Origin of the sequence: Stenotrophomonas rhizophila (assembly GCF_001704155.1) — a bacterium.
Lineage (GTDB): Bacteria > Pseudomonadota > Gammaproteobacteria > Xanthomonadales > Xanthomonadaceae > Stenotrophomonas > Stenotrophomonas rhizophila_A.
The window spans coordinates 884,077-907,838 of the sequence record NZ_CP016294.1 but is presented as its reverse complement, the minus strand read 5'-3'; the positions used below and the strand labels follow the sequence as shown (position 1 = coordinate 907,838).

Genomic DNA, 23,762 nt, shown 5'->3' with positions numbered 1-23,762 from the left:
TGTAGCGACCAACGGTCGGTACCTACCGGCGCCATCCGCCATCGGCGCGTCCCCATGTCCGCCCCCCCCGGCAGGTGCCCACCGCTGGTGGGCACGCGTTTCAGCGACCGCGCAGCAACCGTGGCACCTGGGCCGCGGCGTGCGCCCAGATCGCACCCCACACGGCCGCCTGCACCAGCAGGTTGCGCCGCGGCGCCTCGAACCGGCGGAAGTAACGCCACAGACCGCGATGCTTGTGCCATTCCACGAAGAACGGCCGCGAACGGCTCGACACGCCGCGCACATGCACCACCTGCAGGTCATTGGCGATGGCCACCACCGCCCCGGCTTCGCGCGCGCGGCGGCACAGGTCCAGGTCTTCGGCATGCAGGCGGTAGCCGGCATCCCAGCCGCCGATGCGGTCGAACAACGCGCGCGGCATCAACAGCAGCGCCCCGGACAGCGCCGGCACCGTCTGCAGCACCTGCGTCGGGTCAGCCGGGATGGCCAGCTTTGCGCCCTGCCCCGGGTGGCGCAGCATGGCGCCGAAATCGGGATCGCGGCGGCGCACCGCTGCATCGGGCTGGCCCTGCTCGTCCACCTGCTCCACGCCCAGCACGCAATCGCCCAAGGCCTCTCCGCGCGCGCGCAGCTGCGCCAGCGTACCGGCCTGGACCATCAGGTCCGGGTTGATGAAGGCCAACCACGGCGCCCGGCTGTCGGCAACGCCCTGGTTGTTGGCGGCGGCGAAGCCCGGGTTGTCGGGGTTGGCGATGAAGTGCAGGCGCGGGTCGGCAGTTGCATGGCGCTGCACGATGTCCAGCGTGCCATCGTCGGAATTGTTGTCGACCACGCGGATCTCGGCGACCTCGTCGGCCGCGCGCAACCGCGTCAGGCATTGGTCCAGCGTGCTGGCACTCTGGTAGCTGACGATGATGACGGCAATGCAGGGATTCAAGCAGGCGGCTCCGGAGCGGTTGCGGCGGGCGATCCGAACAGATCGCCCTGCGACCGGGGCATTATCGCCTGCTGGTGCAGGCGCTGCAGGTCCTGCCTGACCTGCAGCAACGGGTCGCCCATCAGGAAGCCGGCCAGCCGCGGCTGCCAACTCGGCCAGCGCGTGCCCAGTGCTTCCAGGTCACCGTCGTGCGCCTGTGCTTCACCGTCGCGCGCGACATAGGCATTGGCACACAGCGCGTTGCGCCAGCCCAGCCCGGCCATGCGCAGGCTCAGGTCGATCAACGCCGCGTTCCAGGATCCATAGCTGTGCATGTCCAGGCCGCCGGCCTTGCGCCGCGCGTTGGCCCGCAGCAGGACCGCGTGGGTCACCGCCGAGGGCAGTTCGGGGTCGAGGGTCGGCAGTGCGGCGCAGGCCTGCGCCATCGCGTCCAGGTCGTCCGGCACCGGGTTGATCTCGCCCAGCCGTGGCCAGGCCGCGGTTTCGCCGGCATTGCACCAGGGCGTGGCCGAACCGATCGAGGCATCGCGCGCGAAGCAGGCATCCAGCTGCTGCAGCCAGCCCGGCGCCGGTACCGCATCGGGCGCCAGCACCACCACCTCACTGCCTTCGCAGGCGCGCAGCATTTCATCCAGGTGCGCCACTTCGCCGATGGCACGCGCGCGTCGGGTGTACTCGGCGCGCAGCGGGGTGCTTTCCAGCCAGTGCGCGATCACCGCCTGCGCACGCGGCCCGGCCTGGCCATCGTCGGCCAGCCACACTGGCGTCTGCGCCGGCGTGCCGGCATCCAGCGCCGCCAGGCAGCGGTCCAGCGCGCTGTCATCGACCCCGATCGGCAGCAACACGATCGTTCCCATCCGTCCCCCTGTGTGCGGCGTCGTGACCGCAGCGTAGCAGGACTCAGCGCTTGGGGCGGGACGGGAACGGTTCCATGGCGCGGAAGCGGTTGCTGTATTCGTCGGTCAGGTTGCGCGACTCCTGCGCGTTGCGCACGATGGTCGGGGTCAGCAGCACGATCACCTCGGAGCGGTCGGTGTTCTGGGTCTTCCTGCCGAACAGCGCGCCGAGCACCGGGATCCGGCTCAGGCCCGGCACGCCGTTGGCGCCGTTCTCGTCCGAATTGGTGATCAGGCCGGCCAGCATGATGGTGTCCCCGCTCTGCACCGCCGCCTCGGTCGAGATCTTGCGGGTGTTGATCGGCGGATTGCAGGTGGTGCGGGTGGCGTCGCAGCCGGACGGGATGGCGCCGGCCGAGCTCACTTCCTGCACGATGTCCAGGAACACCACGCCGTCGCGGGTGATGCGCGGACGCACCTTGAGGATCACGCCGGTGTCCAGGTACTGCACCTGGCTGTAGGTGTTGTCGCCGCCCACGCCGGTGTTGACCGACACCGAGTTGATCGGGATCTGGGTGCCGACGTTGAGCGTGGCTTCGGCATTGTTGCGCACGAAGATCGACGGAGTCTGCAGCAGGCGCAGGTTGCTCACCTTGTCCAGTGCGGTCACCACCGCGGCGGCGTTCTTGCCCAGGAAGGTCCAACCCAGGCCGCCTTCGCCTACCCGCCCGGAAATGCTGCCCCAGATCGAGCGGCCCAGTGCGCTGGGCAGGTCGATGCCGCTTTCGGTCTTGCCGGTCGCCACCGCCTGTTCGAAGAACCAGTTCACGCCATAGGCGAGGTCGCCGGTGAGCGAGACCTCGGCGACCTGCGCTTCGATGTGCACCTGCATCGGCATCACATCGAGCTTTTCAATCACTTCACGGATCGAACGCCACGCCTGCGGGGTGGACCGCACCAGCAGCGTGTTGGTTTCCTCCACCGCCGACACGCCGACCGAATCGCCCTGGATTTCCAGGTTGAAACTGGCGTTGCCCGGCTGCCGCTGCGGCAGGTTCATGGTGCCGTCGCCCATGCCGCCGGTGCGGGTGGTGCCGGTGTTGCCGGTGTTGCCGGTGCTGTTGAGGCTGTTGCCATTGGTGCCGTCGCGGCTGCCCAGCTCCTGCACGTTGGCGCCGGGCGCCAGTGAGCTGCTGCCGCCACGGCCCCCGCGGCTGTTCTCACTGGCGAAGGCTTCGGCCAGGCGCTCGGCCAGGTCCTTGGCTTTGACGTAGCGCAGTTCGTAGGAGAACAGCCGGGCGCTGCCGCCGGCAGTATCGATGCGTTCCAGCCACTGCTGGATCTGGTCCAGGTAACGCGCCTGCGGGGTGATCACCAGTACGGCATTGGCGTTCTCCAGCGGCAGGAAGCGGAACATGCCGGCGCTGGGGGTCTTGCTCTCCTCGCCGAACACTTTCTCCAGGTCTGCCGCGACCTGCTCGGCCTTGCCGGTCTGGATCGGGAACACGCCCACGGACATGCCCGACAGCCAGTCCACATCGAAGATCTCGACCGTGCGCAGGTAGTTTTCCAGCTCGCTGCGGGTACCGCCGAGGGTGATCACGTTGCGGCCGCTGTCGACGTTGACGATCGCGTTCGGCCGCGCGTACGGCTCGAGCACTTTCTTCATTTCGGTGGCGGAGATGTACTGCAGCGGGATGACGCGCACTTCGAAACCGCGCGCATTGGCGGCCGGCGCGGTGCTCGGTGCGACGGTGCCGGCCAATGCCTGGTCGGCGGCCACGATGTTGTAGCGGCCGCCGCTGTAGACCATGCGCGCGTTGTTCCAGCCCAGCACCATCTCCAGCAGGTTCAGCGCCTGCGCCGAGGACACCGGCTTGGGCGTGGCCAGGGTTACCGTGCCCTGCACGCCGGGCGCGATCACGTAGTTCTGGCCGAGCATGTCGCCCAGGATCGCCTTGACCACCGCGTGCACCGATTCACCTTCGAAGTTGAAGGTGGCGGTGCCGGTGCTGGCCTGCGACAACGCCGGCGACGGCGCGGCGGCGGCACTGCGGTTGATCATCGTGCCGCTGCCGCGGCGGATCACCGGCTGTGGTGCGCCGTCGGCGTTCAGCGGCTGCGCGTCCACGCCGTCGTGCGAGCCGTCGCCGGCCACCACCTGGTGCTTGCCATCAAGGACCGCGTCGCGGCGCACTTCGGGACCGGGCACGGAGGCGCAGCCTGCAAGCAGGGCCACGGCGAACGACAGGGAGAAAAGACGCAATGTCATGCTTTCACTCTATTTGGTTTGGCCGGAGCCGCCCGCGGGCGGCTGCTGCGACTGTTGCTGCTGCAATTGCTGGCGACGCGCCTGGATGCGGGCGCGGATGGCTTGCATCTGTTCTTCGCTCGGGCCCTGCGTGGCCGGCTTCTGCGCTGCGGCAGCGGCCGCATTCGCCGCAGCATTGGCGGCGGCTTCCGCCGCTGCCTGCGCCGCTGGCGGCGGAGCGCCGGTGAAGTTCGTCGTGGGTCCGCGGCCTGCGTTCTGCGCGGGCGCGGGAACCGGCGGGCGCGCGCCATTGGCCTGGCCTGCGCCGGCGGCGGTGCCCAGCACGGTCGGCGGTTCGCCGCCCTGCCCGCTGAAGGTCACCAGTTCCAGGGTCTGGGTGCCGCCGGGTCCGGTGACGGTGGCACTGCGCGGCTCCAGCGCAAGCAGCTGCCAGCCGTTGACCGCATCGCCGTTGAGGCGCAGGCGCAGCGACTGCTTCTGGTCAGTGGTGAGGATGGCCATGCCGAATTCGGAGGTGAGCAGCACGCCGGTCAGGGTGACCGCGCTGGCGCTGCTGCCCGGCTCGCTGCCGCCCAGCAGGTACGGACGCGGCTTGCGGTCTTCGGCGAACAGCGGCCGCGCGCCGATGGCGGCATACGCCTCGGCCGAGGCGATCCGTTCCGGCGCGGCCGCGGCCAGGGTCGGCAGCGGCGGTGGGGCCCGGTCGCCGGCACCGGCCGGGGCGATGCGACCGCCCACGCCGAACAGCGTGGCGATCCAGATCGCGGCGGCCCAGGCGGCCACGCCGCCCAGCCACCAGCTGCGCAGGGGGGCCAGTTCAATCTTCATGGGTGCCCTCCTCGACCGGTTCGGCCGTGCCGGGGTCGGTCGGGGCGGCCATCGCCGAGCCGACCGGTTCCAGCCCTGCCGGCGCGGGTTCGGGTGCAGGCTCGACCGGCGCGGCGGCCGCATCGCTGCCTGCACCGGGGCGGAGGTAGCCAACCAGTTCGAAGGACACGTCCAGTCCGGTGCCGGTCTCGTTGGGCGAGGCCTGGAAGCGCTGCGCCAGCAGGTTGAGGTTGTTCACGAACAGGCGCGGGCTGCCGGTTTCCAGGGTGTGCAGCACCGCCGCCATTTCCGGCACGCCACAGCGCAGGCGGACCTGCAGGGCCACGCGCGGGAACTGCGCATCGCGCGCGGTGTCGGTCAACGGTGAGCGGTTGCTGATGGTGCAGCTGCGGTTGCCAGGGCTGGCCGACGCGACCGCATCCTGCAACCGGCTCGACAAGGCGGCGGCGGCCGATTCAGCAGTGGGTTCGCGCAGGAAGCCGGGGCGCCCTTCCAGTGCCGCCTGCACCTGCTGCAGGCGCTCTTGCACGGCGGTGCGCTGCTGCAGCTGGGACTGCACGCGCTGCTCGCGTTCCTGCAGCTCGGCAATGCCCTGGTTGATGTCCAGCAGCGGCCGGGTGAACCACGGATGCACCAGCAGCAGGTAGGCCAGCGCGATCACCGCCAGCAGCAACGCCAGTGCCAGCCAGCGGTCACGGCGTGTTGGCGGCATTGCCATCGGCAACCTCCGGGGCGGGCGTGGCGGCGGCCGGGGCACCGGGCAGCGGCTGCAGCTCGGCGGTGAGGGTGAAGCGGTCACGGCCGGCGGCGCCGCCATCGGCCTGCAGCACGCCGGTCAGGTTGACCTTGCGCCACAGCGGTGAATCCTGCAGCAGGGAGACCAGCTGCGAGGCCTCGCGGCTCAGTCCGATCAGCTGCAGCGTGTTGCCTTCAACAGAAAGTTTTTCCAGGTAGGTGCCATCGGGCAGCAGCCGGGTGAGTTCGTTCCACAGCTCCACGGTGCTGGCATGTTCGGCGCGCTTGCCTTCCAGGAACGCGGCGCCATCGACCAGCTCCTGCAACTGCTGGCGCTGCGCGGCGACGCGGCGCGCGTCGTGTGCGGCGGCATCGACCTGCCCGCGCAGGCGATCGGCGGCGGCCTGGCGGTTGTCCAGCAGCTGGGTCCCGGCCAGGGCCAGCAGCACCACGGTGGCCACGGCGAGCAGCAGGTTCCAGCGCCGCATCGGGTCGTGGGTGACCCGGCGCTGGGTCGGCGGCAGCAGGTTCACGCCCAGCGGCTGCCCCGTGCCATCGTCGGCATCCACGCCGGCCAGCTGCTGCGCCCAGCTGCCGGCCTGCTGCGACCACTGCTCCAGCGCCTGGCGCGGAATGACCACCAGTTCCACCTGCAGCTGGCCGTCGGGCAATGTGTCCAGTTCGCGGACGTCGTAGTGGACCTGGCTGGCCTCGAACGGGGTCTGCCGGTCGATCTCGAAGCCGACCACGTCGCGCAGGCGCGGTGCAGCGGCGGCCGGCAGGCGCAGCGGGCGGCGCAGCACCGCGGCGGCCGGCAGCACCCAGTGCCGTGGCAGCGCGCGCAGGCGCGCATCCAGCACCCGCTCCAGGTCGGCCGGCGTGGTGGGCCACGGCAGTTCGGCCACGGCCTGCAGCTGGGTCGCGGTATCGCGGCGCAGCACCAGCTGTTCGGCATGCCGCGACAGCAGCAGGCGCGAACGCGACCAGCCCATGGCCCATTGCCAGCGCAGCGGCAGCCAGGCCAGCAGCGAACGCCGCCACCAGCGCAGGCCATTGCCCACGCCGGGCGCGAACCGTCCCCGTGCCTGCACCAGACTGTCCCGCCATGCCGTCATCGTGCTGCCATTCCCTGTTCCCAGCGAAGTACTGTGTAAGCCGTTCCCGGCGTGCCTGCCGCGCCCATGCGCACTACCGCACGCAACACCGAAACCCGTCCGCGCTCATCCAGCGCGCGGCTCTCGATACTATAGGTGCCGCTGCCACTGGCAAGCGCGCCGGTCACGTTTTCGTCGCCGGCCGCTTCGGCCCGCTCGCGTTCGGCCAGCAGGCGTTCGGCATCCAGCCCGAGCGCGTTCAACACCGGCCCGGCCGCGAACCGGGGATCCGGACGCGACTGCCGACTGTACAGGGTCAGCATCGGTTCCATCCGTTCATAGAGGTCGGCGTCCATGCCCAGCACCCGCTGCAGCTCGCCGAGCGTCTCGAAGCGCCCGTTGCGCGCGCCATACGGGAGGCCGGCCGCCTGGTAGTCGGCGGTCTCGGCACCGCCGCCGGGCTGTTTGAGGCTGTCGGGATCGCGCCAATCGGCGATCGCACCCGCCAACTGCTGGGCGCGCCCGGGTTCCACCTCCAGCGCGCGCAGGAACGCGGTCAACAAGGCGGTATCGGCCAGGTTGAGGTTGATCTTGCCGTTCTCGTCGATGATCCGCAGGTCGATCTGGCGGCCATCGAAGGTCCAGCGATAGCGGCGGCCATCGGCCTGCCACGGCGGTTGCAGCGCGGAGGGGCGCAGGCGGAACAGGGCGTACTCCAGCCCGGCGCGTGCATGCTCCTGGCCGATTGCATCGTCACCGATCACCCGCTGCTGCAGGTGCTCGATGCGCGCGCTGAGCGCGAATGCGCCGACCACGGCGGTGAGCAGTGCGATCAGCCACAGCACCAGCACCAGCGCGGCACCGCGCGCGCGCCTCACGAGCGCGGCCCGCGCGACTGCGACAACGCGGCCACCATCGGCGGCCATGCCGGGCCCTGCTGCGGCACGATGCGGATCTCCACCAGCAACGGCAGCCGCCGGGTGTCCTCCCAGCGCGTCTGCCAATCGCCCAGCTGGCCGCTGCGCGGATCGATGCCGCGGTAGCGGAACGCGACCTCGCGCAGCGCGTCGGCCAGCAGTTCCGGCGCGCGCGGCGGGGTTTCGTCGATGCGCTCGCCGTTCTGCACCAGGGTCAGTGCAACGTCCAGCCGCAGTGCATCGCCGTTGCGATTGACCTGCAGCTCATGCACGTAGGGCCCACCCCGGCCGAGATAACCCGGCAGTTCGGACACGAACAGCATGCGCTGGGGCTCGCCTTGGAAATACAGCGGTTCGCGGGTGGGATCGGGCGGCTCGGCGGCGGTGGGCAGCGCCATGCTGAGGCGGCGGCGCAGGAAGCCTTCCACCGCGCGCATGCGCTCGTTCTGCGCAGCCACGCGCTCGCCCCGCTGGGCGATGTTCATCGCCGAGCGCACGGTGGCGAAGGCCAGCGCCAGCCCGCCGACCAGCAGCACGGTGGCCAGCAGCACTTCGATCAGGGTGAAGCCGCGTGCGCCGCGCCGGCTCATCGCGGCGCCTCGGGCGTGTTGGGCAACAGCCGCAGCGAACGCCACTGCAGGCGTTCGCCGTTGCCTTCGCCCCAGCGCACCTGCAGGGTCAGCTGGGCCAGGGTCGGCCCGCTGACGGTAGTGGCAGCGGCCTGGGGCAGCGCACTGGCGCGCGCATCCACGTACGGCTCCACCTGCAGCTCCCAGCGGTAGCGGCCGTCTTCCCAGTCGCCCTGCGAACGCCCTTCCTGCAGCGGTTGTTCGATGCCGGTCGCGGCCAGCAGCGACTGCGCGTGCAGCATCGCGCGGGTGCGCAGGTCGGCGTTGTGCACCTGGCGTGCGGCCCCGGACAGGCTGCCCAGCAGCAGCGTCAACGCCAGTGCCAGCAACGCGAAGGCGACGATCACTTCGAGCAGCGAATAACCACGCTGGTGCTTCATGGCGCGCCCCGCACTGGACCCGAGCGCACTTCGCCGGTGATCCAGCTCACGTCGATGCGCCACAGCGCATCGCGTACACCCAGTTCAATGGTGCCGCCACTGGAGCCGCCGTCGGGATGGAAGGCGATGCCGCCCTTGCCGTTGGCCACGCCGGCGACCTGGGCGGCACCCCGGAAATGGACCTCGAGTGCAGCGGGCAGGCTGCCGTGGCGGCCGTTGGCGGCTTCCCAGGTGCGCGCCTCGGGATCGATCAGGAAGCGCTGGCGTTCCCCGGTGGCAATGGCCTGGGTGCGTGTGTAGCGCAGCTGGCTGGCCACTTCCTTGCCGGCATTGCGCAGCCGCACGCCGTCGATGCCGCCGTTCATGGCCGTGGCGGTGAGCACCCCGATGATCGCGATCAGGGCCACCACCAGCAGCATTTCCAGCAGTGAAACGCCGCGCACGGCACGCCGTCGCGACAGCGCGTGCGGGCGTCGTGTCCAGCGTGGCGGGGCAGGCATGCGCAAGCGCGCTTACTCGTACTTGATGTCCGCGTCGTAGCTGGTGCCACCGACCTTGCCATCCTTGCCCAGGCTGATCAGGTCGAACGGCTGGCCTTCGCCCGGTGCGCGGTATTCCAGTGCGTTGCCCCACGGATCGTTCAGCTCGCTGGCCTTGGCATACGGGCCCAGCCAGCCGTTGCTGCCGCCCGGCTGGGTGACCAGGTCGTCCAGCTTGGCCGGCAGCTTGCCGGTATCGAGCTGGTAGTTCTCGATCTTGCCGGCCATGGTCTGCACCTGCGATTTGGCGATGTTGGCCTTGCCGCGATCGGCGCCACCGAGCACGCGGCTGCCGACCAGGGTGAGCACCGCGCCGATCAGCACGATGACGATGATGATTTCCAGCAGGCTCATGCCCGACTGGTTGCGCGGCGAGGAAAAACGGACCAGCTTGCGACGGTGGATCATGGAAGCTCCTTGCAGCATGTCGGAACGAAATGCGCCACGGCGGTCAGCCGATGGCATTGGTGAGGTCGTACAGCGGCACCAGCACGGCCACGATCACCAGGCCGACCACCGAGGCCAGCACCAGGGTGATCACCGGCACCAGCGCCGACAGCAGCCGATCGATGGCACGCGCGGTTTCCTGTTCGAAGGTATCGGCGGTCTTGAGCAGCATGACATCCAGCGCGCCGGATTCTTCGCCGACCTGGATCATCTGCAGCGCAAGCCGGGGAAAGCGCTTGCCCTTGGCCAGCGAGGCGGACAGGCCGTTGCCGTTCTTGACCTCGTCGCTGGCCGCGTCCACGTCGGCGGCCAGCGCGCGGTTGCCCAGTACGTTGCGTGCGATGCCCAGGCCAGCCAGCAGCGGCACGCCGTTGCGCAGCAGCGTGCCCAGCGTGCGCGCCAGCCGTGCGGTTTCCAGCTTGGCCACCAGTCCGCCGATGCCCTTGCGCTGCAGCAGCCAGCCATCCAGCGCCAGGCGCGCCGCCGGCTGGCGCAGCTTGCGTTCGATCACCAGCAGCGCCAGCGCCGGCACCACGATCATCGCCAGCCAGCCCTCGCGCACCACCAGGCCAGCAGTGAGCACCCACTGGGTGAACCACGGCAGCGCCACATCCAGGCTTTCGTACATCTGCGCGAACTGCGGCACCACGTAGCCCAACAGGAACAGCAGCGCCCCGCCGACCACCGCCAGCAGGATCGCCGGGTAGATCAGCGCATTGATCACCCTGCCCTTCAGCTCCTGGCTGCGCTCCAGGTAATCGGACAGCCGCTGCAGGGTGTCGTGCAGGCTGCCACCGGCTTCACCGGCGCGCACCATGTTGATGTACAGCCGCGAAAACAACCCGTGCTGGCGTTCCAGCGCGGTCGACAGCGCGGCACCGCCGCGCACCACGTCGCGGATGTCGGTGATCACCCGCCGGCTGCGTTCGTCTTCGGGCAGTTCCAGCAGGATGGTCAGCGCGCGGTCCAGTGGCTGGCCGGCACCGAGCAGGGTGGCCAGCTGCTGGGTGAACTGCACCAGCGCGCCACCGTCGAAGGGCTTGCGCCGCAGCAGCGCCGCCCACGGGGTGCCGCCCGCACCGCCCTCGCTGGCCAGCCGCGCTTCCATCGGCAGATGACCTTGGTCCTGCAGCCTGGCGGCCACGTCGGCTTCGCTGGCAGCCTCCATCTGGCCGTCGAACAGTTCGCCGTGTGCGTTGAGGGCCTTGTAGCGGTACTGCGCCATGCTCAGCTTTCCTCGGTCACGCGCAGCACTTCTTCGAGCGTGGTGTGGCCCATCAGCGCCTTGGCCAGGCCATCCTCATACATGGTGCGCATGCCGGCGGCGCGGGCGATCTGTTCCACTTCGCCCATGCCGGCGCGGCGCATCACCGCGCGCCGCAGCTCGTCGTTCATCACCAGGAATTCCATGATGGTGGTACGCCCGAGGTAACCGGTCGGCGCGATCGCCGAGGGCTGCGCGCGGTACAGGTAGATGTCTCCTTCCGGCTGCAGGCGGCGCAGCCCGAACTTGTCGATCTCCTCCGGTGAGGCCAGGTAGCGCAGCGCGTGCTGCGGTTCCAGCCGGCGCACCAGGCGCTGGGCCAGGATGCCGTTGATGGTGGAGGTGAGCAGGTAGTCTTCCACGCCCATGTCGAGCAGGCGGGTGATGCCGCCGGCGGCGTTGTTGGTATGCAGCGTGGACAGCACCAGGTGGCCCGTCAACGCGGACTGGATCGCGATGCGCGCGGTTTCCAGGTCGCGCATTTCGCCGATCATGATGATGTCCGGGTCCTGGCGCACGATGCTGCGCAGCGCGTTGGCGAAGTCCAGACCGATCTGCGGCTTGGCCTGGATCTGGTTGATGCCTTCGATCTGGTATTCGACCGGATCCTCGACGGTGATGATCTTTACATCCGCGGTGTTGAGCTGGCTCAGCGCGGTATACAACGTGGTGGTCTTGCCCGAGCCGGTGGGGCCGGTGACCAGCAGGATGCCGTGCGGCTGCTCGAGCACTTTGCGGAACTGCGGCAGGAACGTATCGGTGAAGCCGAGCCGGTGGAAGTCGAACACCACGGTGTCGCGATCGAGCAGGCGCATCACCACGCTTTCGCCGTGCGCGGTGGGTACGGTGCTCACGCGCAGGTCCAGCTCCTTGCCCTGCACGCGCAGCATGATGCGGCCATCCTGCGGCAGGCGGCGCTCGGCGATGTTCAGCCGCGCCATGATCTTGATGCGGCTGATCACCGCAGCGGTGAGGTTGGCCGGCGGGCTTTCGCCTTCGATCAGCACGCCATCGACGCGATAACGCACCTTCAGCCGGTTCTCGAACGGTTCGATATGGATGTCCGACGCGCGCAGTTCCACCGCACGCTGGATCACCAGGTTGACCAGGCGGATCACCGGCGCTTCGGAAGCCAGGTCACGCAGGTGCTCGATGTCGTCGACCACGCTGCCTTCGCCGTCAGCGGTTTCGATGATGGCGCCCATCGCGCTGCGGCCCTGGCCGAACCAGCGTTCGATGACGTCATCGATCTCCGAGCGCAGGCCCACGTGCAGGTGTACCGGCACCGCCATCGCCAGCTGCACCGCATCGGCGGTGTACGGCTCCTGCGGGTCGCTCAGCCACAGGTCGAGCACGCCGTCGTGCAGCGCCAGCGGGCAGGCATGGAATTGTTTGAGGAAGCGCAGCGACAGCGGCAGCGCATCGATCAGGGATTCGGGGGGCGCTTCGGGCACGCTCTTGCCCTCCAGCAGCGGCAGCCCCAGCACCTCGGCGCAGGCCTGCGCGTGGTCGCGCTCGGACACCAGGCCCAGCCGCACCAGCAGCGGCAGCAGGCTGCCACCGGCTTCGCGCTGCAGCGGCCGCGCGCGGGCCAGGTCGGCCTCCTTCAGCCGCCCGTTGCGTAGCAACAGCGCCACGATGCGGGTTTCCGCATCCATGGCTGACTCTTCAGCAAGATCGTGGGTTACCGCATTCACGAAAGCTCTCCTGGCGACCCGCAGACTTTAGCAGTTCGCCGTGATGCCACATGCGGTGGTGGCCAATGAAAAACGGGAGCCCGTCACATGACGGGCTCCCGCAGTTCTTCCCGGCTGTTACTGGACGGCCTGGATGCTCACGTTGCTGTAAGCCGATTCACCCACCAGCTTGATGTAGTAGGTGCCCGCCACCGGCGCGGTGAAGCGAACGGTTTCACTGTTGCCCGGACGCGCGGACTTGGCATCGAAGTCGGTCGCGGTCGGCTCGGCGCCGGCGCTGACGTACAACGACACGTTGCCGCTGCCGCCGTAGGTGAGGACGCTGAGCGTCTTGCCCGCGGTCGCTTCGAAGCTGTACAGCGTTTCACTGCCACCGGCACCGGTCAGCCCGCTGACCGCCACGCGGTTGGTGAGCGGCGTCGCATCCGGCGCGCAATCGACCGTGCACGGTTCTTCCAGGGCCTTGTCCAGTGCACCCTTGGCGTCGACGATGCCGCTGCCGATCGGGGTGGCCGCCGGGATGGTCACCGGGAAGTTGCGTGCGCTCTGCTTGAGGAGGCTCTCCAGCTGCGCCGGGGTCAGCGGGTCCTTGCCGGCCGAGGCCAGCGCGCCCTGTACCAGTGCGGCCACGGCGGCCACGTGCGGCGAGGCCATCGAAGTGCCGCCCATGCCCATGTAGCTGTAGGCACCGGAGGTCGGGGTGGTCAGGCCGTTATAGCCGGCCTGCCAGACGTAACCGCCCGGGTTGCCGTCGACGCCACCGCCGCCGCCCGGACCGGACAGGTCCACGGCCGCGCCGAAGTTGGAGTACGACGCGATGCCGCCGGTGATGCGGGTGGCACCCACGGCGATCACGTTGGCGCAGCTGGCCGGACGGTAGCCCGAGGCATTGGAGGCCTGGTTGCCGGCGGCCACCACCACGGTGGTGCCGCGCGAGACCGCGCCGTTGATCGCATCCTGGTAGGCCGGGTCGCACGCGCCGCCGCCGCCCAGGCTCATGTTGATCACTTCGGCCGGGTTCGGGTTGGCCGGCACGCCGGCTACGGTGCCACCGGAGGCCCAGGTGATCGCATCGGCGATGTCGGACAGGTAGCCGCCGCACTTGCCGAGCACGCGCACCGGCAGGACCTTGGCCTTGTAAGCGAGGCCGGCCATGCCGACGGTGTTGTTGGTCGCTTCGGCCACCGTGCCCGACACATGGGTGCCGTGCCAGGAGCTGTCTTCGGCCAGCGAACCGGCGTAGCACTCGTTGTCGTTCTCTACCCAGTCGCCGTAATCCAGCGCGCCGGGCACGCGTTCATCGGTCGGACGACGCGAGGTCTCGGCGTCGCTGATGAAGTCGTAGCCTTCCAGCAGCGTGCCGGCGGCGAAGTCCGGGTGCTGCGGCAGGATGCCGGTGTCCAGCACCGCCACCACCACGCCCTCGCCCTGGGCCACGTCCCACGCGGCCGGCGCGTTCACGCCACCGGTGGCGCTGTGCAGGTGCCACTGGTACTGCGCGTAGTACTGATCGTTCGGCACCAGCTGCGCGGTTTCCTTGGCGCGCAGGTCGGCGCGCTGCAGCTTGACGTCAGCCGCGGCGTACTGGACCGACGGATCGGCCTGGATTTCCTTCAGCACCTTCTGCAGATCGGCCTGGCTGAGCTTGCCCTGCAGGCGGATCACATCGGCACCGGTGCCGAGCCGGCGCACTACCTGCGGGCTGGCTGCCGCGGCACGCGCGGTGGTGGCGCCGAGGCTGGCGCGCGAAACCGCCGAGGTCACCGTGGCCAGCTTGGCCGAGCGGTCGGAGGCCGCAGCGGTACCGGTGCGGTACTTGACGATGATGCGTTCGGAACCCTGTTGGGCGGTGCTGGCCTGCTTCGCCGGTTCCTTGACCGGCAAACCGGCGGCATAGGCGCTGGCGCCCACGGACAGCGACAGCACGGCGGCTGCCAGCACGTTGATGCGAAGGTTCTGCTTCTTGGTCACGGTGTAATCCTCTTCAAGGTCATGGATCAAACGACTGTTCAGGCCAACACTCCATGCGGAAACCCCGGCCGGCCCTGGCCAGGGTCTCCGTGACCCGCCCCCTCAGGCCTTGCATTGCATCGGGCGCGTTACCAGCCGAAGCCGGCACCCACGCCCACCGAGCTGTCATCACTGCTGAATGCGCCGCCGACAGTGACCGTGGCGCGGTCGCTGAGGGCACGCTGGTAGCCCAGCGACAGCGCCGACTCGCCGCTCTGGAAGCCGACACCGACACCGACGCGGTTCTGCGTGCGGATGCCGGCGGCACTGGTGGCCATGTTCAGCATCGCGGCGTTCATCGCGCCCTGGCGGTCGATGCGGCGGTCCTGGTGGCGCAGGCGCTCATCGATTTCGCCCTTGTAGATGTCGAAGCTGTCGGCCATCGCGCTGTAGCGCTGGTCGGTGTAGCTGTTGGCGGTGGCGATGCCACCGTCCAGCTGGCCCTTGTTGACCGCATCGGTGGCTGCGCTGCCGGCGCCCACGTTGGTGACCTGGCGTTCGGCACCGACGGCACCCACCGAGACCGTGTCGGCGCGGTCGGCGACCGAGCCCTGGCCCAGCGCGACCGAGTTGGCGGCCGTGGCGCTGGCCCCCTGCCCGATCGCGGTCGCCGAGGCGCCGCTGGCCACGGCACCGTCGCCCATCGCCACCGAGGTGACCGGCGCGACGGCGGCCGCGACCGGCTGCGGCGCACCGACACTGGCCGCGGTCGGCGTGCCCTGCACGACCGGGGCATCGGCACTGGCCACGCGGGCGGTGTCGGTGCTGGCGGCGGTGGTTTCGGCCGTGGTCGCCGCCGTATCGGAAGCCTCGGGCGTGGCCGCCACGCTGGCGGTGGACACCGACGCGGAGCGCGCACGTGCCGCGTTGCTGCTGCCACCGGCCACGCGCTGGTCGATTTCGCTGACCTTGGCATCCAGCGCCCCGAGCGCGTCACCCACGTTGTTGTAGGTGCTGCCCTGGATCACGTAGTTGGGCGCGACGAACACGCCCTGCATGCCGACGCTGGCGCCGCCGCCGAGGAAGCTGGCGGTGTCGGTCAGGGCCTGGAACAGCTGTCCGCCGTTGACGGCCTGGCGGCTGCCGCTGGCGATCGAACCGGTGGCGACGTTGTCCAGGGTGGTGCCCTCCACGCCCGACAGGGTGAGCCTGTCGCGGCTGCTGTCGTCGTAGGTCAGCGCGTTGGCGGTCACGTTCTCCACCGAGCCGATGCGGTCATCGATGTCGCCGACCCGGGTTTCCACTGCGCCCACGCGCTGGTTGGTGGTGTTGAGCTGGCCGCCAGTGACCGCATCGGTGCTGCCTGCGGCGACACGACCGGCCGCGACGTTGACGATGCGGCGGGTGGCCGGCGAATCGGTACCGTTGCCGCCACCGACCGAGACCACGTTGGCCTCCACCGCACGCGACCCTGCACCCAGCGCCACCGAGTTGGCACCGGACGCACCGGCAGCGGAGCCGATGGCGATGCCGTTGGCGCCGTTGCTGACGAAGGCACCGTTGCCCACGGCCACGCCGTTGGTGGCGTTGGTCGAGGCCAGGCGGCCGACCACGGTGCTGTTGTCACCGCGTGCCGAGGCATCCGCACCGAGCGCCGTGGCGCCGGTGGCCGACGCGGTTGCCGCGGTACCCACCGCGCTGCTGCGGGTGCCGCTGGCGGTGGCGCCCGAACCGGCGGCCAGCGCATCGGTGCCGCTGGCGTTGGCCACGCCGCTGCCGCTGGCGTCGAAGTGCTGGCCCACGGCATCGGCGGTCGCCGCGACGCTGTCCAGTTGCGCCTTGTTGACCGCATCGGTGGCATTCACTGCCGCACCGACATTGGTGATGCGGCGCGTGGCCGGACCAGTGGTGCCGTTGCCGCCACCGACCGAGACCACGTTGGCTTCGGTGGCACGCGAGCCTGCGCCCAGTGCAACGCTGCCGGTGCCGCTGGCCCAGGCGCTCTTGCCCAGTGCGGTGGCGTTGATGCCGCTGTAGGCGTAGCTGTCCTGGCCGATCGCCGTGGAGCCGGCCGAGGTCGCCCAGGCCAACTGGCCGACGGCAGTGGTCTGTGCAGCGGTGGCCCAGGCGCTGGCGCCGCCGGCGAAGCTGTTGGCGCCGCTGGCCTGCGCGCTGTTGCCGATGGCGATGGCGTACGCGCCGGAGGCGGTGCTGCCCCAGCCGAAGGCGGAGGCGTAGTCGCCGCTGGCTTCGGCACCGTAGCCGAGCGCGGTGGTGCGCAACCCGCTGGCGGCACTGAACGCACCCACCGCCGTGCTGTAGTCGCTGCCCGCTTCGGCGCTGTAGCCGACGGCGGACGACTGCAGCCCGGCCGAGGTGGCGCCGGCACCGCTGGCGGTGCTGAACACCCCGGTAGCCTGTGCGCCGGCACCCAGTGCGGTGGCGCCGGTGCCGCTGGCACTGGTGGCCTTGTCGAGCAGCACGTTGCCGTTGGCATCTTCGTAGTACAACGAACCACCGATCGCGGTGGCCGAATCGGCGGTGGCCGAGGCGTTGTAGCCCGACGCCGAAGCGTACCGGCCTGAGGCCAGCGAACCGCTGCCGTAGGCCGACGCGCCGGTGCCGAACGCGTTGGACGCTTCGCCTGCCGCCGTGGCATAGGTGCCATCGACATAGCTGCCCACGTCATCGCCATTGCCGCTGCCGGAAGCCTTGAAGTAGCGGTTGGTTTCCTCGGCGGTATCGGCCACGGCGTTGAGCTGGTCGAGGTTGACCGCGTCGGTGCCTTCGGTACCGGCGGCCACGTTGGTGATCTGCCGCTGCGCAGTGGCGGTGCCAACCGAAACGCTGTTGTCGCGGTCCGCACTGGAGCCTGCGCCCAAGGCCACGCTGTTCACGCCGGTGGCGGTGGCGCTTTCGCCCAGCGCGGTGGCGCTGGCGGCATCGGCCCACGAATTCCAGCCGACCGCGGTGGCGTAGTCATCGGTGGCCCAGGCACCGGCGCCGAAGGCCGATGCACCCGTGCCTGACGCGCGCGCCGGAATGAAGCCGAAGAACGTACTGCCACCGACCGCGACGCTTTCGTCGCCGGTGGCTTCACTGAACTCACCCACCGCGACCGCGCTGGCACCGGACGCCGTGGCGGCTGCACCCACCGCGGTTGCATAGGCATTGGAGGCGACTGCGCCATAACCCAGTGCCGAGGACAGCTCGCCGGTGGCTTCGCTGTACCCGCCGAACGCCGATGCACCGGCTTCCGACGCCGTGGAGCGGAAGCCGTTCGCCGTGGCCTGCTGGCCCGACGCGATGGCTTCGCTGCCGCCGGCCGTGCTGTACGCACCGGAGGCCTGCGCACCGGCACCCACCGCGCTGGCACCGATCTCGCTGGCGGCGGCACCGTTGCCGATGGCCACGCTGTTTTCGCCGGTCGCCTGGGCCTCGCTGCCCAGCGCGGCCGCACCTTCGCCGGTGGCGAGCGCGTTGAAGCCGATGGCGGTGGCATTGTTGGCCAGCGCGTTGGCACCACTGCCGAGTGCGCTGGCGCCATCGCCGATCGCATTGGACGCTTCACCCGCCGCCAGTGCGTTGTCGCCTTCCACATAGGCACCGGCATCGCTGTCGTCGCTGCCGCTGGCCTGGAAGTACTTGCTGGTGGTTTCAGCCACCGCAGCCACTTCCTTCAGCTGGGCCACGTTCACCGCATCGGTGTCTTCGGTACCGGCACCCACGTTGGTGATCTGGCGGTCAATCGCGTCATGGACCACGCCGGCCGCATCGGTCCAGGCCTCGGCCGCACCGACCGAGACCGTGTTGGCACGGTCGGCCAGCGTGCCGGCGCCGAGAGCGACACTGTTGTCGGCGTCCTTGGTGGTCCAGGTGTTGCTGCCCACCACGGTCGAGTTCACCGCCTGCGCGTAGCTGTTGTAGCCGACCACGGTGGCACCATCTTCGGTGGCCCACGCCTCGCTGCCGACGGCCGTGGTCTGGATGCCCTGGGTGCTGCTGTTGGCATCGGCGCCGGCCAGGGCGTTGAAGCCGACCGCCACGCCGTTCTGCGCGGTGGCCGCGTTGTTGCCCAGCGCCACGCCGTACTCGCCGGCATTGGCCTGCACGCCGAACGCCGCACCGGCCACGTTGGCACGCGTGCCCTGGCCCACTGCGGTGGCTACTTCGTCCGCGTAGCTGTAGGTACCGATCGCGGTGCCGAAGAAGGCAGCCGTGGCGCCCGCGCCGAACGCACTCGCGGCCCAGCCGTCGGCGGTGGCGAAGTTGCCGATCGCCGTGGTTTCGCGACCCAGCGCCCACGCGCCGTAACCCACTGCGGTGGATGCCAGGCCACTGGATTCCGCGCCCGCACCGACCGCCACCGAGCCGAAGCCCTGCGACAACGCGCCGCCGCCGATGGCGATGGCGGCGCCGCCACTGGCAGTGCTCAGGTCACCGAGGGCGACCGCGCCCTGCCCGCTGCTGGCCGCGTTGCTGCCGATGGCAACCGCATAATCGGCGGTCGCCGTGGCATTGAAGCCCACTGCCGTCGCCTCGTTGGCAACCACCGTGCTGCCCGCACCCAGCGCGGTGGCGCCGTTGCCGATGGCATTGCTGGCCTCACCGGCCGCCAGCGCATCATCGCCGTCGACGAAGGCACCGGCATCGCTGGCATCGCTGCCGCTGGCCTGGAAGTACTTGCTGGTGGTGGCGGCGGTATCGGCCACGGCGTTGAGCTGGTCCAGGTTGACCGCATCGGTGCCTTCGGTACCGGCGGCCACGTTGGTGACCTGGCGCTCGCTGCCGGCGCTGCCGACCGACACGCTGTCGTCGCGGTCGGCGATCGAATCCGCACCGAGCGCCACGCTGTTTTCGCCTTCGGACGTCGCCGCGTTGCCCAGCGCGGTGCTGTTCAACCCGGGCGACCACGCACCACCGCCGACGGCGGTGGAATAGTTGCCGGAAGCTTCGGTCGGCAGCAGGCCGAACAGCGCACCGCCGATGGCCACGCTGTTGGTGCCGCTGGCCAGGCTGCCCTGGCCGGTGGCGGTGCTGTAGGCACCGGTGGCTTCGGCGTCGCCACCGAGCGCCACGCTGTTGGAACCGGTGGCCTGGGCGAAGCTGCCCAGCGCGGTGGCGTTGAACGCGGTAGCGGCGGCATAGCCACCGATCGCGGTGGTGTAGCCGGCAGTCGCTTCCGAGGCGAAGCCGTAGCCGGCCGACAAGGTGCCGCTGACCACGCTTTCCGCGCCGACCGCAGTGGCGCCCGAACCGCTGGCGGTGCTGTAGTAACCCAGCGCCACCGATTCCTCACCGGCCGCTTCGGACAGCGCGCCGCTGGCGAGGCTGCCGGCGCCCGAGGCGATGCTGGCCGCGCCATTGGCAGTGCTCTGCTCGCCCGAGGCGAGGCTTTCGGCACCGTTGGCGGTGGCGTATTCGGCAGTGGCCTGTGCATCGGCACCGGCGGCGGTGGCATTGCCTGCGCTCGCAAGTGCATTCAGGCCAACCGCGGTGGCGCCATCGGCGAGCGCGAACGCACCGCTACCGACGGCCGAGGCGCCGGTGCCGCTGGCGAAGCTGCTGGAACCCACTGCCGTGGCGTAGTCGCCATCGGTCGCAGCGTTGGAACCGGCGGCCACGCTTTCTTCGCCACCCACTACTGCCACGCCATCGCCGCTTGCCTGGAACTTGTCGGTGGCGGCCGTGAGCTGGTCGACGTTGACGGCATCGGTACCTTCCGTGCCGGCCGCGACCTGGGTGATCTGGCGCTGCTGGTCGTCATTGCCGACCGACACCGTGTAGGCACGGTCGGCACGCGCGCCGGCGCCCAGCGCCACCGCGTTGGCGGCACTGGCGTTGCTGCCCGCACCGATGCCGATCGCGCTTTCGCCGCCGGCCACGACATTCGTGCCGATGGCGATGGTGTTGATGCTGTTGCCCAACGCCTGGTAACCCACCGCGACGCTGTTGTCACCGTAACCGAACGCGCCGCGGCCGAGCGCGGTGGCGCTGTTGCCGCGCGCCCAGCTGTTGTAGCCGATCGAGGTGGCGCCGCTGCCGTCCGCCCAGGCCGCATAGCCGACGGCGGTGGCGTTGGCCTCGGTGGCCCACGCGCTGGAACCGAACGCGGTGGCACCATCGCTGGTGGCCCACGCATAGGCACCGGTGGCGGTGCTTTCGCTGCCGCTGGCGAAGGCGTTGTCGCCCTGCGCCACGCTGTACTCACCCGTGGCGCGCGACTTGTAGCCCTGCGCCAGGCTGTTGTCGCCGGTGGCCTGTGCGCCGCCGCCGTACGCGTTGCTCTGCGCGCCGGTGGCCTGTGCACCTGCACCGACGGCAACGGCATCCTGCGCGGCGGTGGTGCCCACCGTCACCGCGTTGCCATCGGCATCCACGATCGGCGAGTTGTACTGGTCGTAGGCCTGGCCGACGCCACCAATGGCGACGCTGCCGTTGCCGGTGGCGGCGACATTGCGGCCCACGGCCAACGTGTCATCGCCCACTGCAGACGCACCGTTGCCCACCGAGGTGGCGCCTGCGCCGATGGCATTGCTGGCCTCGCCTGCAGCGAGCGCGCCGTCGCCATCGGCGAACGCGCCCACGTCGCTGTCCTGCGAGCCGTTGGCCTTGAAGCGATAGGCGGTGCCGTCCGCAGTCCCGGCGACGGCATCCAGCTGCGCCTTGTTGACCGCATCGGTGGCTTCGGTGCCGGCGGCGACATGGGTGATCTGGCGTTCGTTGCCGACATCGCCGACCGACACCGTGTTGTCGCGCACGGCGGTGGAATTGGCGCCCAAGGCGACGCTGTTGGCGCCGCGCGCGGTGCTGTAGAAGCCGACGGCCGTGCTCAGTTCGCCACTGGCCCAGCTTTCCGCACCGAGTGCGGACGCGCCTTCGCCCGGTGCGTAGGCGAAGTAGCCCACGGCGGTGGCTTCTGTGCCCGAGGCTTCGCTGAGCGTGCCGTTGGCCACGGCGTAGTCGCCGCTGGCAATCGCACCGGCGCCGACCGCGGTGGCGGCCTCGCCACTGGCCTGGGTGTCGACGAAGAAGCCCAGGCCGGGAATCAGGTCGACCGGACCGCCGATGGCGGTGCTGCTGGTGCCGCTGGCCGCGCTCTGCGTGCCCACCGCCGTGGCGTAGTCGCCGGTGGCATTGGCCACCGCGCCGAACGCCGACGACTGTGCGCCGGCCGCATAGGCGCCGACGCCATACGACGAGGCGGCAAAGCCCGCCGCTTCCGCGCTGGCGCCGACGGCGGTGCCGCCGACGCCGGCGCTGGTGGCGCCGGTATCGACCGGCACGCCGCCGTTGGTGATCAGCGGGTTGCCGTCTTCATCCACGGCAGTGCCGCCCACCGCCACGCTGCCCGGGCCGTTGGCCTGCGCGTTGGTGCCGAAGGCGGCGCTGTTCTGGCCGCTGGCCAGCGCGTTGTAGCCCACCGCGGTGGCGTTCTGCGCCACCGCCGTGGCGCCGCTGCCGAGCGCGGTGGTGCCGGTGCCGAGCGCATTGGTGGCTTCGCCCACGGCCGTGGCGTTGTCGCCGTCGGCAAAGGCGCCTGCGTCGCTGTCGGCGCTGCCGGTAGCCTGCACGTACTTCGCGGTGGTGCCTGCCACCTCGCCCACCTCGTCGAGCTGGGCCTTGTTCACCGCATCACCGGCTTCGGTGCCGGCGGCGACGTTGGTGATCTGCCGTTGCAGGCCGTTGTCGTTGCCGACCGACACGGTGTCCACGCGATCGGCGTAGGAGCCTGCACCCAGCGCGACGCTGCCGACCGCAACCGCTGCGGAGTTGGAACCCAGCGCCGCACTGAAGTCGGCCACCGCCGTGCTGAACGCACCCACCGCAATCGAGGCTTCGCCGCCGCTGCCGGCGCCGCGGCCGAGCGAGGTGCTGCCCGCGCCGATCGCCAGTGCACCGCCACCAATGGCGGTAGCGCCATCGGCGCTGGCTTCGGCCAGCCCGCCAATGGCGGTGGCTGCGCCATTTTCGCTGGCGGCAAACGCGGACGCGCCCAGCGCCACGTCACCCAGTCCGAACGCCATCGCGCTCTGACCCACCGCAACGGTGGCATCGCCGATGGCCAGGCTGTTCTGGCCGAATGCGCTGCCGCCCAGGCCGGCGGCAACGGCATCGCTGCCTACCGCCGTGGTGGCGTTGGCCAGCGCCTGGCTGTTGCGGCCCAGCGCGGTGGCGCCGTCGCCGTCGGCATTGGCACTGGCGCCGGCAGCGAGTGCGCCTTCGCCTTCGATGCGGGCTGCATCGCTGTCGTTGCCTTCGCCGTCCGCCTTGAAGTAGCGCGTTGCGCTGGCGGCCGTTGCAGCAACGGTGTCGAGCTGCGCCTTGTTCACCGCATCGGTGGCCGCAGTGCCGGCGGCCACGTTGGTGACCTGGCGTTCCTTGCCGGCATCACCGACCGACACCGTGTTGGCGCGTGCAGCGCGCGAGCCGGCGCCGAGCGCCACGCTGTTGGCCGCCGAGGCGGTGCTGTTGCTGCCGATGGCCACGGCGTTCGCGCCCGATGCGGTCGCATTGCCATCCACCACGCAGCTGTCGATCACGTTGCTGTTGAGCACCACGCAGTTGGCATTGCCGCCCACTTCCACTGACTGCGCATGCGCGTCGGACATCGCCCCGGTCATGCCCAATCCAAGCGTCAACGCAATGGCGGCCGAGAGCACGGCGCCACCGCGCGTGGCGGAAGATCGTCGCTGATCGATGACCACGCCCGGGGTCTGGCTGCTGGCGAGTTCGGAGGCAACGACCATCTGCCCCAGTGCTTTGTTCCAGACCTTGCGATAAATCCGATTCATCGATGCGACTCCTGGTTGGCTGGTTTTGGGCAAAGCGACGCCAACGCCAGGCCGCGTGGCCCAACGTCCCCTGGGGGCGTTTTCCGCTTGATTTACTGCGTTGTGCCGGATGGCGCGCTATCGGCGCGATCAACGAACAGAGAACTCGCCATCCTTGCGGTTGATTCCGAACTGAACGATTGCAAACTGAGAACTCAGTGTTAACGCACGGTTTCCATGGCGTCAAGACTTTGACAGACGAAAGTGTTCGAACGCGCAAGGCGTCACACATTCGACTATTCATCAACGCATTTTGTTAGATCGATGTGAGCATTCGCCATCACGCGACTTCACACATGTAACGCGCTGTAACTCGTTGGCTGTGCTCGACTTGAACGCCACCCAAAAAAAACCGCCGAACAGGTCGGCGGTCTTTTTTCACTTCTCTTTCACTCGTCTTTCA

Annotated in this window: 15 protein-coding genes; all 15 read right to left on the bottom strand. The window is 69.9% G+C overall.

The genetic code is table 11. From position 1 onward, the window contains the following. Window positions 1-100 precede the first annotated feature (100 nt). Window positions 101-937, bottom strand: a complete 837-nt coding sequence (locus BAY15_RS03930; protein WP_068849177.1) for a glycosyltransferase family 2 protein — start codon at window positions 935-937, stop codon at window positions 101-103. Beyond that, window positions 934-1,794, bottom strand: a complete 861-nt coding sequence (locus BAY15_RS03925; protein WP_068849175.1) for a glycosyltransferase family 2 protein — start codon at window positions 1,792-1,794, stop codon at window positions 934-936. Before BAY15_RS03925 ends, BAY15_RS03930 begins: the two co-directional genes overlap by 4 nt. A gap of 43 nt (window positions 1,795-1,837) precedes the next feature. Then, window positions 1,838-4,045 (bottom strand): type II secretion system secretin GspD, encoded by a 2,208-nt coding sequence (gene gspD, locus BAY15_RS03920; RefSeq protein WP_068849173.1) that lies wholly within the window; start codon window positions 4,043-4,045, stop codon window positions 1,838-1,840. A gap of 9 nt (window positions 4,046-4,054) precedes the next feature. Beyond that, on the bottom strand, window positions 4,055-4,873 hold the full coding sequence (locus BAY15_RS03915; RefSeq protein ID WP_068849170.1) for a general secretion pathway protein GspN: 819 nt from the start codon (window positions 4,871-4,873) through the stop codon (window positions 4,055-4,057). Next, window positions 4,863-5,591, bottom strand: coding sequence for a type II secretion system protein GspM (gspM, locus tag BAY15_RS03910; RefSeq protein WP_068849168.1), 729 nt, complete (start codon window positions 5,589-5,591; stop codon window positions 4,863-4,865). Before gspM ends, BAY15_RS03915 begins: the two co-directional genes overlap by 11 nt. Then, window positions 5,566-6,723 carry a PilN domain-containing protein gene (locus BAY15_RS03905; RefSeq protein WP_068849165.1) on the bottom strand — a complete coding sequence of 386 codons (1,158 nt, stop codon included), beginning with the start codon at window positions 6,721-6,723 and terminating at the stop codon, window positions 5,566-5,568. The genes gspM and BAY15_RS03905 overlap by 26 nt, the downstream gene beginning before the upstream one ends. Then, complete coding sequence (locus BAY15_RS03900; protein ID WP_068854541.1) at window positions 6,720-7,580, bottom strand: general secretion pathway protein GspK; 861 nt, start codon at window positions 7,578-7,580, stop codon at window positions 6,720-6,722. Before BAY15_RS03900 ends, BAY15_RS03905 begins: the two co-directional genes overlap by 4 nt. Further along, complete coding sequence (locus tag BAY15_RS03895) at window positions 7,577-8,209, bottom strand: type II secretion system protein J (protein WP_068849163.1); 633 nt, start codon at window positions 8,207-8,209, stop codon at window positions 7,577-7,579. Before BAY15_RS03895 ends, BAY15_RS03900 begins: the two co-directional genes overlap by 4 nt. Further along, on the bottom strand, window positions 8,206-8,628 hold the full coding sequence (gene xpsI, locus BAY15_RS03890) for a type II secretion system protein XpsI (protein WP_068849161.1): 423 nt from the start codon (window positions 8,626-8,628) through the stop codon (window positions 8,206-8,208). The genes BAY15_RS03895 and xpsI overlap by 4 nt, the downstream gene beginning before the upstream one ends. Then, window positions 8,625-9,128 carry a type II secretion system protein XpsH gene (gene xpsH, locus BAY15_RS03885; protein ID WP_237334314.1) on the bottom strand — a complete coding sequence of 168 codons (504 nt, stop codon included), beginning with the start codon at window positions 9,126-9,128 and terminating at the stop codon, window positions 8,625-8,627. The genes xpsI and xpsH overlap by 4 nt, the downstream gene beginning before the upstream one ends. Window positions 9,129-9,140: 12 nt before the next feature. Next, window positions 9,141-9,575, bottom strand: coding sequence for a type II secretion system major pseudopilin GspG (gene gspG, locus BAY15_RS03880; protein WP_068849158.1), 435 nt, complete (start codon window positions 9,573-9,575; stop codon window positions 9,141-9,143). A 43-nt stretch (window positions 9,576-9,618) separates the two neighbouring features. Next, entirely contained in the window at window positions 9,619-10,839 is a 1,221-nt protein-coding gene (xpsF, locus tag BAY15_RS03875; RefSeq protein ID WP_068849157.1) for a type II secretion system protein XpsF, read from the bottom strand. A gap of 2 nt (window positions 10,840-10,841) precedes the next feature. Further along, window positions 10,842-12,575, bottom strand: a complete 1,734-nt coding sequence (gene gspE / locus BAY15_RS03870) for a type II secretion system ATPase GspE (protein WP_068849155.1) — start codon at window positions 12,573-12,575, stop codon at window positions 10,842-10,844. 117 nt (window positions 12,576-12,692) lie between these two features. Continuing rightward, complete coding sequence (locus tag BAY15_RS03865) at window positions 12,693-14,546, bottom strand: S8 family peptidase (protein ID WP_068854540.1); 1,854 nt, start codon at window positions 14,544-14,546, stop codon at window positions 12,693-12,695. 128 nt (window positions 14,547-14,674) lie between these two features. Next, the gene (locus BAY15_RS03860; protein ID WP_068849153.1) at window positions 14,675-23,320 is read right to left on the bottom strand and encodes an ESPR-type extended signal peptide-containing protein; all 8,646 of its coding nucleotides are present in this window, start codon (window positions 23,318-23,320) and stop codon (window positions 14,675-14,677) included. Window positions 23,321-23,762 lie beyond the last annotated feature (442 nt).

Excerpts from the sequence above, each read along its gene's own strand:
- xpsH (WP_237334314.1), bottom strand. The coding sequence starts at position 9,128 with ATGCCTGCCCCGCCACGCTGGACACGACGCCCGCACGCGCTGTCGCGA.
- BAY15_RS03915 (WP_068849170.1), bottom strand. The coding sequence starts at position 4,873 with ATGAAGATTGAACTGGCCCCCCTGCGCAGCTGGTGGCTGGGCGGCGTG.
- BAY15_RS03860 (WP_068849153.1), bottom strand. The coding sequence starts at position 23,320 with ATGAATCGGATTTATCGCAAGGTCTGGAACAAAGCACTGGGGCAGATG.
- BAY15_RS03895 (WP_068849163.1), bottom strand. The coding sequence starts at position 8,209 with ATGAGCCGGCGCGGCGCACGCGGCTTCACCCTGATCGAAGTGCTGCTG.
- gspG (WP_068849158.1), bottom strand. The coding sequence starts at position 9,575 with ATGATCCACCGTCGCAAGCTGGTCCGTTTTTCCTCGCCGCGCAACCAG.
- BAY15_RS03925 (WP_068849175.1), bottom strand. The coding sequence starts at position 1,794 with ATGGGAACGATCGTGTTGCTGCCGATCGGGGTCGATGACAGCGCGCTG.
- xpsF (WP_068849157.1), bottom strand. The coding sequence starts at position 10,839 with ATGGCGCAGTACCGCTACAAGGCCCTCAACGCACACGGCGAACTGTTC.
- gspD (WP_068849173.1), bottom strand. The coding sequence starts at position 4,045 with ATGACATTGCGTCTTTTCTCCCTGTCGTTCGCCGTGGCCCTGCTTGCA.
- xpsI (WP_068849161.1), bottom strand. The coding sequence starts at position 8,628 with ATGAAGCACCAGCGTGGTTATTCGCTGCTCGAAGTGATCGTCGCCTTC.
- BAY15_RS03905 (WP_068849165.1), bottom strand. The coding sequence starts at position 6,723 with ATGACGGCATGGCGGGACAGTCTGGTGCAGGCACGGGGACGGTTCGCG.
- gspM (WP_068849168.1), bottom strand. The coding sequence starts at position 5,591 with ATGGCAATGCCGCCAACACGCCGTGACCGCTGGCTGGCACTGGCGTTG.